Annotated in this window: 11 protein-coding genes and 1 other RNA gene; 6 read left to right on the forward strand and 6 right to left on the reverse strand. The window is 59.6% G+C overall.

Going from position 1 to position 12762, the window contains the following annotated elements; genetic code table 11:
• The first annotated feature begins 90 nt into the window (after positions 1-90).
• From smpB to DHB74_RS16450, 3 genes are all read left to right on the forward strand, one after another.
• The gene (gene smpB / locus DHB74_RS16440; protein WP_036993150.1) at positions 91-573 is read left to right on the forward strand and encodes an SsrA-binding protein SmpB; all 483 of its coding nucleotides are present in this window, start codon (positions 91-93) and stop codon (positions 571-573) included.
• Between the two features lie 85 nt (positions 574-658).
• Positions 659-1046: a transfer-messenger RNA gene (gene ssrA / locus DHB74_RS16445) on the forward strand.
• 567 nt (positions 1047-1613) lie between these two features.
• Positions 1614-3038, forward strand: a complete 1425-nt coding sequence (locus DHB74_RS16450) for a spinster family MFS transporter (RefSeq protein WP_211242679.1) — start codon at positions 1614-1616, stop codon at positions 3036-3038.
• Between the two features lie 88 nt (positions 3039-3126).
• Here DHB74_RS16450 and ypfJ read toward each other — a convergent pair whose 3' ends face one another.
• Positions 3127-4017 carry a KPN_02809 family neutral zinc metallopeptidase gene (gene ypfJ / locus DHB74_RS16455; protein WP_280165120.1) on the reverse strand — a complete coding sequence of 297 codons (891 nt, stop codon included), beginning with the start codon at positions 4015-4017 and terminating at the stop codon, positions 3127-3129.
• A 157-nt stretch (positions 4018-4174) separates the two neighbouring features.
• Here ypfJ and DHB74_RS16460 point away from each other — a divergent pair, with 157 nt between their 5' ends.
• Positions 4175-5455 carry a PQQ-dependent sugar dehydrogenase gene (locus tag DHB74_RS16460; protein ID WP_499162059.1) on the forward strand — a complete coding sequence of 427 codons (1281 nt, stop codon included), beginning with the start codon at positions 4175-4177 and terminating at the stop codon, positions 5453-5455.
• Positions 5456-5514: 59 nt separating this feature from the next.
• Here DHB74_RS16460 and DHB74_RS16465 read toward each other — a convergent pair whose 3' ends face one another.
• Complete coding sequence (locus tag DHB74_RS16465) at positions 5515-6174, reverse strand: NAD(P)H-binding protein (protein WP_499162061.1); 660 nt, start codon at positions 6172-6174, stop codon at positions 5515-5517.
• Between the two features lie 90 nt (positions 6175-6264).
• Positions 6265-7206 carry an AEC family transporter gene (locus tag DHB74_RS16470; RefSeq protein ID WP_499162063.1) on the reverse strand — a complete coding sequence of 314 codons (942 nt, stop codon included), beginning with the start codon at positions 7204-7206 and terminating at the stop codon, positions 6265-6267.
• A gap of 132 nt (positions 7207-7338) precedes the next feature.
• Between DHB74_RS16470 and DHB74_RS16475 the strand changes: the two genes are divergently transcribed.
• Together DHB74_RS16475 and DHB74_RS16480 are read left to right on the forward strand one after the other, a co-directional pair.
• The gene (locus DHB74_RS16475) at positions 7339-9225 is read left to right on the forward strand and encodes a DUF294 nucleotidyltransferase-like domain-containing protein (protein WP_036993225.1); all 1887 of its coding nucleotides are present in this window, start codon (positions 7339-7341) and stop codon (positions 9223-9225) included.
• A complete protein-coding gene (locus DHB74_RS16480) occupies positions 9222-9938 on the forward strand; it encodes a 3'-5' exonuclease (protein WP_499162065.1) in 717 nt (238 codons plus the stop codon). Before DHB74_RS16475 ends, DHB74_RS16480 begins: the two co-directional genes overlap by 4 nt.
• A 4-nt stretch (positions 9939-9942) precedes the next feature.
• Here the strand turns inward: DHB74_RS16480 and DHB74_RS16485 are convergent, their stop codons facing one another.
• From DHB74_RS16485 to DHB74_RS16495, 3 genes are all read right to left on the reverse strand, one after another.
• Entirely contained in the window at positions 9943-11610 is a 1668-nt protein-coding gene (locus tag DHB74_RS16485; RefSeq protein WP_074777260.1) for a BCCT family transporter, read from the reverse strand.
• A 172-nt stretch (positions 11611-11782) separates the two neighbouring features.
• Positions 11783-12496 carry a TetR family transcriptional regulator gene (locus DHB74_RS16490; protein ID WP_235818211.1) on the reverse strand — a complete coding sequence of 238 codons (714 nt, stop codon included), beginning with the start codon at positions 12494-12496 and terminating at the stop codon, positions 11783-11785.
• A 39-nt stretch (positions 12497-12535) separates the two neighbouring features.
• Complete coding sequence (locus DHB74_RS16495; protein WP_074777255.1) at positions 12536-12733, reverse strand: hypothetical protein; 198 nt, start codon at positions 12731-12733, stop codon at positions 12536-12538.
• Positions 12734-12762 lie beyond the last annotated feature (29 nt).

Here is a 12762-nt window from a genome sequence, read left to right on the forward strand (position 1 = left end):
CATCGATTCGGCGCTTCGGCCACGATAGAGACTGCCAGCCCACCATCAGAGATAGCAGAAGGCAGCGGCAACCCCTATAATACGCCGCCTATGAGCAAGCAAAAGAAACCCCAGGCCAACGGCGGCACCATCGCGCTGAACAAACGGGCCAAGCATGAATATTTTGTCGAGCAACGCTTTGAAGCGGGCATCTCCCTTGCTGGCTGGGAAGTGAAAAGCCTGCGCGCCGGAAAGGCACAGCTGGTTGATAGCTACGTGTTGCTGAAGGACGGCGAAGCTTACCTGTTCGGCGCACATATCACCCCGCTGCAAACCGCCAGCACCCATGTCATTGCCGACCCGATCCGCACCCGCAAACTGCTGTTGCACACCAAGGAGCTCGACAAGATCATCTCCGGTGTCGAGCAGAAGGGTTACAGCTGCGTAGCCATGGCGTTGTATTGGAAGAAGCACCTGGTCAAGTGCGAGATTGCCTTGGTCAAGGGCAAGAAGGAATACGACAAGCGCGAGACGGAAAAGAATCGCGACTGGGACCGTGAGAAACAGCGACTGGTCCGCGAAAGCAACCGCTGACCAATCTGTTGCCAAAGATGTCGCTGCTGTACGCTGGAGAACCTTTGGCGTAGAATAGCCTCTGATGTAATAGCACCAGGGTTTTGGGGCCGATCAGGATTCGACGACGGTTACAAAGCTTGAGGGGCATGCCGAGTTGGTAACAGAACTCGTAAATACACTGTTGCAAACCTATATAATTGCCAATGACGACAATTATGGTGCACAACTAGCTGCGTAAGCAGCCAAGTAGCACTTCTGGTAGCTTCGGCTCCAGCAATCATCAGAGGATGTCTGTAAACTCGAAATGATTGTCATATAGAACAGAATCGCCGCCAAGTTCGCTGTAGACGTAACGGCTAAAACTCATACAGCTCGCTCCAAACACCCTGCCACTCGGGCGGTGAGGAGTTAACTCAATAGAGATGGCTAAGCATGTAGAACCGATAGTGGCGGACTGGCGGACGGGGGTTCAAATCCCCCCGGCTCCACCAAACAAGCATCTAAAGACGTCTTCGGACGTCTTTTTTGTGCCTGAAATGCAGCAAATACAAGGCTTTCAGGTCTATTAGCGTCCACAGAGGTTCACCACCAGCCACGCTTTGAAGCCCGGGAGCTTATTGCCATAGGCAAAGACCCCAAAGAGCATCGCGAGGCCGAGCTTCAGCTATGTGCTGTTCCACCTATGCCGTTTGCTTATGTATTGGTATTCAAAAAGGCCGTTTGGCTCGACCAGGCCAGACCGTCCCGCTGCTACGCTGCTATGTTACGCGCCGCGGTGACTCGCATGAGCCCTGAGTCCTGGCATTCGCTCGCGGCTGAATATCACTCGCTACAAATCTCAACGATTCTGCGCGCCACCGTACCCCACTATGTCGATATAGTGGCAGGGTTCGTCTAGTCGGCTTAGGGCTTCAAACTGTTCTTAAGGCCAGGCAGACACCGCTAGGAGTGGGTGAATATCAGCGCGATTACAGCCCACATCGACGTATAACAACAACCTAGAAGGCGTATTGTCCATGAGATCTATCACTGCGAGAGAGGGGGGAGCCCAAAGCCACTTGACCGGCTATGGCTCCAAGGCATACCGCAATTATGTGCTCTTCGCGCTGACATTTATCTACATCCTGAATTTCGTCGACCGCGCCTTGCTAGCGGTCGTCGGCCCCGATCTGGTACCGGATCTCGGGATTACAGACACCCAGTTCGGGCTTCTCACTGGCTTCGGTTTCGCCTTGCTCTACACAGCCGTGGGCGTCCCGCTGGCGCGCTTTGCCGATGTCGCCAATCGCGTTTGGATCATGACCGTCTGCGTGGCCTTGTGGTCGCTGATGACAGCGCTTTGCGGCCTGGCGACGGAAGTCACCATCGGCTCGGTCACCATAGGCGCGTTCTGGATCCTGCTGATGTGCCGTGTCGGTGTGGGTATTGGCGAGGCCGGCTGCACGCCGCCAGCCAACTCCCTGATCGCGGACTATTTCATTCCGCGTGAACGCTCCCAGGCCCTGGGCTTCTACGCCATGGGCGTTACGCTCGGCACCATGTTCGCCAACATCATCGGCGGCTGGGTTACCGACGCGTTCGACTGGCGCACCGCCTTCTTCGTCGTCGGTTTGCCGGGCTTGCTGGTCGCCCTTGTTTTCAAATTCACAGTCAAAGAGCCGCCGCGTGGCTACACCGATCCGCCGGAAGCCGCGAAAAAGGAGCGAGCCAGCCTGGGCGAGGCTATCCACGAGCTGATGGGCAAGCCTGCTTTCTGGCTGATGACCGCCGGCTCCACCATTGCCGCGTTCTGCGGTTACGGTATCTCCTCGTTCCAGTCGCTCTTTCTGGTCCGCACCTACGAAATTACTGCCGGTCAGGCAGCGATATGGATCAACACGCCGGTCGCCCTGTCCGCCGCCGTTGGCACCTTCGCCACCGGTTGGCTGGCAACCAGGATGTACAAGAAGCATCCGGGCGCCATCGCCTGGGTACCGGCGATAGGCCTGGCACTGTCGATCCCCTTTTATATCTTCGCCTTCACCACCGATAATCTGCTCTACGCTGCAATCGGCCTGGTCATCGGCGGCTTTGTGAAGTACGGCTATCTGGCCGCTCAGTACACGATCGGCCAGGGCGTGGTGAGCATGCGTGTGCGCGCAATGGCTACGGCCGTGATGCTGCTTCTCGTCAACCTGCTTGGCTACGGTTTCGGCCCGTTGTTCATTGGCGCAATCTCCGACATCTTCTTCAATTCCGGCGTCGCCGAGCTTGGGGTTGCGGCTGGTGAACTGGCGCGAAATCAGTGTCACCCTGCCGCAATAGGTCAACTGAACCAGAACCTGCAGGACGTTTGTGGGCAGGTCTACGCACAAAGCCTGCAAACCTCCATGATCATAATGGCTTGCCTGTACGCTGCCAGCGCCCTGTGCTTCCTGTTGACCTGGACCCGATTGGGCAAGGATATGGTGGACAGAGAAGTGGCAAAGCCGGCCACGCCGTAATATCACCACTCAGAGGGCGCATTGCGCCCTCTTTACCCAGTCCAGCGCCCCTCTCCAGAACTGCGCCAGCATGTCATTCATACATGCTTTATAGACTCGCCGAAAACGTATCGCACTGCCCCATATCCCCACTCTCGAACCCGCGTCGGAACCACTCCACCCGCTGGGCCGAAGTACCGTGGGTAAAGCTGTCGGGCACCACTTCCCCGCCGCTGCGCCGTTGCAGGCGGTCGTCACCGATGGCAGCGGCGGCCTGCAACGCCTCTTCCAGATCCCCCGGCTCGAGCAGTTGGCTGTAATTGTGCGCGGCATGGCCCCAGACGCCGGCCAGGCAATCGGCCTGCAGTTCCTGACGCACCGACAGGGCATTGACCACCGCAGCGGACTTGCCCTGCCCGGTGGCGCGAACCTTCTGGCTGATACCCAGCAGGGTCTGAATGTGATGCCCCACTTCATGGGCGACCACGTAGGCCTGGGCGAAGTCGCCTGGCGCGCCGAGTTGGCGATCCAGGTCGCGGAAAAAGCTCAGGTCAAGATAGACCTTGCGATCCGCCGGGCAATAGAAGGGGCCGACGGCGGAGCTGGCCGTGCCGCAGGCCGAGGCGACCCGCTGGCTGAACAGCACCAGCGTGGGCTCTTCGTAGCGGCTGCCCGCTTCGCTGAAGATACCCTGCCAGGTCTGCTCCGTATCAGCCAACACCACGGAAACGAATTCGGCCAATTGCTGCTCTTCGGCGGAGAAAGTCGCGGTCTGCTGAGGTGCCGGGCCGCTCAATTGCAACAAATCAATGCCGAGCATACGGGCACCGACAAAGGCCACGCCCCCCAGCAGCAGCACGATGCGACCCGGCCAGCTACGCAACAGCCACGGCAGCAGACGCAGCAGCAATAACAATCCGACCCCGCCACCACTCCCCTGCAGCGGCTGCCCGCGCCGGTCTTCGATGTTGCGGCTCTGCCGCCTTCCCCGCCAGTCCATACTCTCTCCCGAGCCGATCACCCTGCATGAAGCCTAGTGTAGCGCTCGCAAACCATGACGGTCGGATTTAACCGGCTGCTGCTCCCAGCTTGCGAAACTCCCTTCCCCACCTACTATTAACGGATCAACTTCTCCGCCCCACGACACAGGAGCTGTCATGATTCCTTTTCGGCATTCAATGATCTTTCTCGCCACCCTCGGCTTGCTGGCTGCCTGCGATAATTCGGCAGATACCGATAACCAGACCGCCAGCCCTGCGCCAGCCGCTACCGAGCAGGCCACCGCACCCGCCGGCCCGGAGGAAAGCACCGCCGAAGCCAATAGCGATGCGGAGGAAGCGGCTGCCGAACAGGCGGCGGATGGACAGCCGACCGCAGACCCGGGAACCGATGAGTTACCCTTCAGCGTGACCGAAGTAACTCAGTTCGATGCTCCCTGGGCCATGACCTTCCTGCCGGACGGCCGGCTGTTGGTCACCGAGATGGCGGGTACGCTGCGCCTGCATGATCTGGGAACAGATAGTTCTGAAACCATCAGCGGCGTACCGGAGGTGGTCCATGCCGGCCAGGGTGGGCTGGGCGATGTGTTGCTGCATCCGCAGTTCGCAGACAACCAGCAGATCTACATCAGTTATGCCGAGGCTGGCGATGGTGGCTCCGGCGCTGCGGTGGCGCGGGCCCGTCTGGTGCTGGATGAAGATGGTGGGGGCGCGCTCGAGGACCTGCAGGTGATCTGGCGGCAGACGCCGAAGGTATCCGGCAACGGCCATTTCGGCCATCGTCTCGCATTCGATAGCGACGGTATGCTGTGGATCAGCTCCAGTGAGCGGCAGAAGTTTGACCCTGCCCAGGATATGAACAGCAATCTGGGCAAGATGGTGCGGTTGAACGACGATGGCAGCGTGCCCGAGGACAACCCCTTCGCTGATCAGGGTGAGGTAGCGGCGCAGGTCTGGTCGCTCGGCCATCGCAACATTCTGGGAATGGCATTCGCTGCCGACGGCAAGCTCTGGGCGCATGAGATGGGCCCCAAGGACGGCGACGAACTCAATCTGATCGAGAAAGGGGCCAACTACGGTTATCCGCTGGTTTCCAATGGCGAACACTATGACGGCAAGCCGATCCCTAACCATGATACCCGTCCGGAATTCAATGCGCCCGCCATCACCTGGACGCCAGTGATCTCACCGGCGGGCTTCATCATCTACAACGGCGAGCTGTTCTCCGATTGGCAGGGCGATGGTTTCATCGGCGGCATGTCGTCGCTGTCACTGGTGCGGGTCGAGTTCGACGGCGAAGAGGCGCGTGAAGCGGAACGCTTCGATATGCAGAAGCGCATCCGCGAGGTGGAGCAAGGTCCGGACGGCGCGATCTGGCTGCTGGAGGATGGCATGCGTGGGGGCGAAGGCGCATTACTGAAACTGACGCCCCAGCAGTGATGCGGTCGGAGCCAGCATCTCGTTGCTGGCTCCTCTCCCAAGCTGCTGCAGCTGCCTCTTCAGCCCGACACAAGCGACTGAATGGCGTCAGCCACCGGGGTATCGCCCCCGGTCAGCTCGACAATCATCCGGTTGACTGCCGGTTGCTCGATCAACGCCAACAGCGTGGCCGCCACATCCTCCCGCGGTACATCTCCATAGGGGATGGCCAATCCCGCCCGTACCTTGCCAGTACCCGGCGAATCCAGCAGCGTGCCGGGCCGCAGGATGACCCAGTCCAGATCGGACTCAGCCAGATGCACATCGGCACGCTTTTTTACCGCCATATAGTTTTCGAAGGTATCGGACACAACCTTGTTGCGTCCCGCCTCAGGGAATGCCGATACCAGCAGGAAGCGCTGCACCCCCGCCTGTTGCGCTGCAGCCACCGCTAGCTCCAGCCCCTGGCCATCGATAGCGTTGGTCATCTGCGGCCCTCCCTTGCCGCCGGCGCCAGCAGTAAACACCACCGCATCGCTGTCGCCCATCAATGCCGCGAGCCCATCAGCGTCCAGTTCGAGCAGATTACCCAGCACCGGAACCGCACCCAGCGCCTGCAATTCATCAGCCTGCTGGGCATTGCGATGCAGGGTTCGGGCCTCATGGCCTCGCTGCGCCAGTTGCCGGGCGAGATAACGCCCTACCTTGCCCGCCCCACCGATGATGAAAATCTTTTGCATGACTACCTCACAGACAAAACCAGTGGTTCATGCTGGCATACCCGGTTCAGTTGCGCCAATGCTCAGCGGCGAAGCCTGCCCAGCGATGTGTTACTGGAGGAGCCCGAGAAAACCGGAAATCGTCAGCAATGAGACCACCGTGGAGATCAGAATGACGCTGGAGGTCACCGCGCCATCGCGCCGGTAAAGCTGCGCTGCCATGAAGGGGCCAGTACCGGTAGGTAGCGCAGCCAGCAATACCGCGCTGTGCACCAGCACCGCGGATAGCCCAAAGACCTGGGCAGCGAGCCACCAGGTCACCAGCGGCTGCAGCACCAGCTTGAGCCCGACCAGCAACGCCACGGTACCGGCAACGCGTTGCGGGCGAGGCCGATCCTCTGCCAGAAACAGTCCCAGCGCCACCAGCGCACAGGGCGATGCCGCAGCGCCCAATAACTGTAGAAAATCGTTCATGGGGGCCGGAAGACGCAGGCCGAGCAGCAATACCAGCAGCCCAAGGGCCGGCGCGACCAGCAAAGGGTTGCGCAGCAGTTGCAATCCCACCGTGCCCAGCATCGGCCCGGACGCCGAGCTGGCGCTGCGCTGCAGCGCCAGCTCGAGCATGATCAGTGCCACGGCAAATAAAATACAGACGGTGATGACGGTGGCGATCATCGCCGGTATCAGCGAGTCCCGACCCAGAATCGCCAGTAGCAGTGGAATACCCAGAAAGCCGGTATTGGCATAGGCGGCGTTCAGTCCATCAATAGCCGAATCGATCAGCGGTCTGCGCCGAATCAGCTGCACCACAACCGCGCCGATGAAGACCACCGCCACCCCCAGGCCGAATGCGCCGATAAAGCCGGGCTGCCAGAGCACCTGCCATTCGGCGTTGGCAACCACCTCGAACAAGAGCGCCGGCAGGGCCAGATAGATGACGAAACGGGTCAGCTCGCTCGCCGCATGGGGACCGAGCACCCCGGCTCGGCGCACCAGCCAGCCGGTCAGGATCAGAGCGAAGACCGGCAAGGTGACGGATAGGACGGAGAGCATCGCGTAGATCCATTTTGCGCAAAAGACGCCAGTTTAGGGACAGACCCTTCGCATTCCAACAAGGGCTTCACCTAGCGCATCTGCACCGCACAGGTATTACACTGTCCCGTAAGGCCACCGCTGGAAACTGCCATGCAAGTTGAACTGATCGAAATACGTGACCATCTGAGTCGCTTCGCCCCCTTCGATGAATTGCCCGAAGAGACACTGGACGAGACTGCCAGCCAGGTGCAGGTGCAGTATTACAAGGCCGGCACGCTGATTCTCGAGGCCGGTCAGGACATCACCGATCTGCATTACATCCGCAGCGGTGCGGTGGAGATACTGCGGCGCAACGGTGAGTTGTTCAACCGGCTGGGCGAAGGGGACATTTTCGGCCAGGCCAGCCTGCGCCGCGACAGCCGAGTGCGGTTCCCGGCGCGGGCGCTTGAAGATACCTTGATCTACTTCATCCCCGGGGTGCTCTTCAGCCAGTTGAACGAAAGCTTCGACAATTTCGCCGACTTCGTCGATACCGAAGGGTCCGGTCGTTTACGGTCCGCGATCGAGCTTCAGGGCCGGGCCAACGAGTTGATGAAGGTCCGGGTCAACAAGCTGATCAGCCGACCACCGGTGATGCTGGATGCACAAGCGAGCGTGCACCAGGCAGCGACGGTGATGACCGACCAGAGCGTATCGGCCTTGCTGATTACCGAACCGATGGCGGATGATCCCCAACAGCGGCGCGTGGTCGGCATCATCACTGATCGCGACTTCCGCACTCGCGTGGTATCCGAGGCGTTGCCGCCGGAGACGCCACTGCAGCACATCATGTCGGCCGACCCGATTACCCTGCAATCCAACGACTCGGTATTCGAGGCGATCCTGTGCATGCTGCGGCACAATATCCATCACCTGCCGATCCTCAACCGGCGCCGCCCGGTGGGCCTGATCAACCTGGCCGATGTGATCCGCTATCAGTCCCAGAGCAGTCTGTATCTGGTCAATGACATCTTCAACCGCCAGTCCATCGCCGAGCTACAGGGGCTAGTACCCGATGTGCGCGCCACCTTCGTGCGCATGGTCGAAGATGATGCCAGTGCGCATATGATCGGCAGCGCCATGTCCAGCATCGGTCGCAGCTTCATCCAGCGGCTGGTGGATCTGGCCGAGGCGCAGTTGGGCCCGCCGCCAGTCCCGTACTGCTTCATGGTGATGGGCTCGATGGCGAGAGATGAACAACTGATAGTGACCGACCAGGACAATGCCCTGGTGCTCGATGACCGCTTCGACCCAGCCGAACACGATGACTATTTCCTGCGGCTGGCAACCTTTGTCAGCGACGGCCTGGCCGCCTGCGGCTACACCTACTGCAAGGGTGACATCATGGCTACCAACCAGCGCTGGCGGCAGCCACTGGCGGTATGGAAGAACTATTTCAATGACTGGATCGAGCGCCCCAATCCCCAGACCCTGCTCAACAGCAATATCTTCTTCGATCTGGAAGCGGTCAGTGGTCAGACGGACTTTGTCGAACAGCTGCATGAGCTGATCGCTACCCGGGCCAGCGGCAATCAGCGCTTTCTCGCGCTGCTGGCGCGCAACTCGTTGAACCGCACACCACCACTGGGCATCTTCCGCACCTTCGTCATGGAGCAGGATGGCCGGCAGAAGAACATCATCAACATCAAGGGCCGCGGTACCGCCCCGTTGACTGATCTGATCCGGGTGCACGCGCTCGCCTGCGGCTCCACCGCCCAAAGCTCGGTCGACCGGCTGGACGATATTGCCAAGACCCGCCTGATGCCCCCCGAATCAGTGGACCGGCTGCGCTATGCCCTGGAATTCCTGTCGCTTGCGCGCATCCGTCACCAGGCGCTGGATATTCGCGAGAAGCGCGAGCCGGACAACTACATCGAACCGGAGAACGTCTCGGCAGCAGAACGGCACGGACTGAAGGATGCTTTCCAGATCCTCAGCAATGCGCAGAAATTCCTGCGCTATCGCTATCCCCATACCACAGGTGATGGCAGACCATGAAGCCAACCGTAGCCAACCACGCGAGTGACTGGCCAGCCTATCTGGCCAATATGGCCGCCAGTGCCCGGCAGCCCTCCCTGCAGCGTTTCTATAAAGCCGAATGGCCCGCGGCGGATACGCCCCTGAGCGAGGTTGAGTTCATCGCGCTGGATATCGAGACCACTGGTCTCAATCCCAAGCGCCACTCGATTCTGAGCATCGGCGCCGTCCCTTTCACTCTGGGCCGTATCCGCAGCAACCAGGCCTGGCAGCAACTGGTGCGGCCCCATAGCGACTTGATTCCGGAGTCGGTGGTGTTCCATCGCATTACTCACTCGGACATCCGGCAGGCGCCGCGCTTTGCGCAGATCATGGACAGTCTGGTAGATCAGCTGGCAGGCAGGGTGGCGGTAGTCCACTACCGCAATATCGAACGCAACTTCATCGATCAGGCGGTACGCCAGGCATTCGGCGAAAGCCTGTTGTTTCCCATGGTCGATACCATGCAGATCGAGGCCGACCTGCATCCGCAGCGCCAGCCCGGCTGGCTGCTACGGCTGTTGGGCAGAAAGCCGCTCTCCATTCGTTTGGCCGACAGCCGTACCCGCTACAACCTGCCGCTGTATCAGGCGCACCATGCGCTGACTGACGCCCTGGGCACCGCCGAGTTGCTGCAGGCGCAGGTGGCGACACACCTCTCGCCACGGCAACGCCTGGGTGACCTATGGTGCTGAGCCGCTAGCGCGGCTCGCTCATCAACCCCTTCACCATCGCCACACATCCGGCCAGCAATACCACAGTGAACGGCAGGCCGGTGGATACGGCCATGGCCTGCAGCGCTACCAACCCCCCGCCGATCAGCAGCGCAATGGCCAGCACGCCTTCGACCACCGCCCAGAATATCCGCTGGGATACCGGCGCATTGATCTTGCCACCAGCGGTGATGGCATCAATCACCAGCGAACCCGAGTCCGAGGAGGTGATGAAGAACATGATGACCAGAACGATGCCGAAGAACGAGGTAATGGCCGACAACGGCAACTCGCCCAACATGGTGAACAACTGTAGCTCCAAGACCGCATCCTGAGCCCCGGTGAAGTTATCAGTCAGCACCTGATCGATGGCCACCCCACCGAAGGATGTCATCCACAATACCGAGAACAGCGATGGCACCAACAGCACCGCAATGAGGAACTCCCGCACGCTGCGCCCACGACTGACCCGTGCAATGAACATACCGACGAAGGGCGACCAGCTGATCCACCATGCCCAGTAGAACCCGGTCCAGCCCTGACTGAAGTTGGCGTCATCCCGGCCAATGGGATTGGACAGGGCCGGCAGATAGCTGACATAGGCGCCCAGGTTCTCGAAGAAACCTTTGAAGATATCCAGCGTGGGCCCAAAGGCAATGACAAAGAACAACAACAGCACCGCCAGCAGCAGGTTGATCTTGGATAGCTGCTGAACGCCCTTGTCGACCCCGGCCATCACCGACCACAGCGCGACAATGGTGATGGAGATGATCAGCAACACCATGGTCAGGTTGCCGTTCGGAATGCCAAATAGATGCTCCATTCCCGCGCTGGCCTGCTGTGCGCCCAGGCCCAGCGAGGTGACCAAGCCGAACATGGTGGCAAATACCGCAAGCACATCGATCACATGCCCTGGCCAGCCCCAGATGCGCTCACCCAGCAACGGGTAGAAGATCGAACGCACGCTCAGCGGCAGGCCTTTGTTGAATGAGAAGATCGCCAGCGACAGTGCAACGATGGCGTAGATGGCCCAGGGATGCAGTCCCCAGTGGAAGATAGTCGCGGCCATACCCAGGCGTACCGCTTCCTCGGCATTGCCTGCAGCACCGCCCAATGGCGCCCAGTCAGTGCGCACACCATCGTCGCCAACCACGACACCATCGAGTGCCGCGGTAAAGTGCGACATGGGCTCGGCTACGCCATAGAACATCAACCCGATACCCATCCCGGCGGCGAACAGCATCGAAAACCAGCCCAGGTAGCTGTAGTCCGGCGTTGCGTCCCGCCCACCGATACGTACCTTGCCCAACGGCGAAACGATCAATGCCACACACAAAAGGACAAAAATATTCGCGGCACTGATGAAGAACCACGTCATATTGCTGGTCAACCAGCCGCGCAGGCCGGTGAAGACCTCCGCCGCCTGCTCTTGTAATGCCAGGGTCAACAGCACGAACAACAGAATGGTCCCTGCCGATATCAGAAAGACCTTACTGTGTATATCGAGGTCGATGGTCAACTTGCCGGCAAAGTTATCCTGGCCAACCACATAGTCCGTATCGATCAGATTGGCGTCGCCGGAAGGCGCCGGAATACCGTCTTCACTGGGGTTGATATCATTGGGGTCGGTTTCATTCGTGGGCTGGGTTCCCATGGAATTACTCCTTGCATGTCGTATTCAGCAGCACACTGAAGAGCGGCAAAAAAGATCTTGCCGGAAGATGCCCGCAGGCATAGATACGCTGACTCAGGCTTAACCTTAGTCGCTTAGATGAAAGTCTGCTGCCAATGATAACCCAACGGCGGCCGCCAAAGAACCGCTTCGCCTATACCTCTCCTTCCGGCAAGCACAACGCACCCACCGCCTGTAGGAAGGCAGCACCGGTAAACAGCATCATGATCTGTTCTTCGACCAACCGGCGCAGCTGATCGCGGCGCTGTGGCTGAGCGATGTAATCCAGCGATTGAAAGAACAGGTTGAGACTGACCATCTCGGCTATCTGCCGCACCTGCATCGGTGCGACCTGCTCGGAGACCAGTTTCAATTCGATGATATCCTGCGCCAGATCATCAGCGAACAGGCGCATCATGTTGCGTACTTCCCTGCGCAACAATTCCGACGGTCCATGCATTTCGCGCATGGCCACCATCACCACTTCAGCATTCGCCAACACATAGTCGAGGAACAGGCGGACGGTTTCTGCGCAGACCAGCCGCCCCCGCCGCAACTCCAATTGCACCTGATCAATCGCCGGGTTCTGCTGCCGTATCTGCCGTTCGGCACGGGCGGTGGCGTCGTGACGCAATATGCGTATGGGCCCACGCACCTGCTCGACGATACTACGCAACAGCGTCAGACCCAGATCGTCCATTTCACGGAAGTGGCGATAGAAGGTGTTTGGGTTCAGACCCGCTTCCCGAGCCAGTTCCCGCAAACCCAGACTATTGAGTGTGCGCCCATCCGCCGCCAGACGCAGGGCAGCATCCAATAAGGCTTGTTTGCCTGGCGAATAGGCGGGAGTTGCCGAGTGTTTTGTCATATCTTCCATGATTACGCTGTATTACCGCGCATTGCGTGTTCAGTGCGCTTGGGGGGCGGACTCGATGATTGCCAGTACATCCGTTGCGGACAGGCGATAGGTTTTCATCAGGGTCTTGAGTTCATCGCTGAACGCCTGTTCTTCACAAATGTGTTCTGCTTCTTTCTTGGCTTCAAGTTGCGCCAGACTTTCCGCCAGTTTGCGTTCGATTTCCCGAAACGTCGCGTTCTTGCTCATAGTTAACCTATCAGGAAGTTAAGTTCAGC

It is taken from the genome of Pseudomonas sp. G11-1 (assembly GCF_024031555.1).
Classification (GTDB): Bacteria; Pseudomonadota; Gammaproteobacteria; order Pseudomonadales; family Pseudomonadaceae; genus Halopseudomonas; species Halopseudomonas bauzanensis.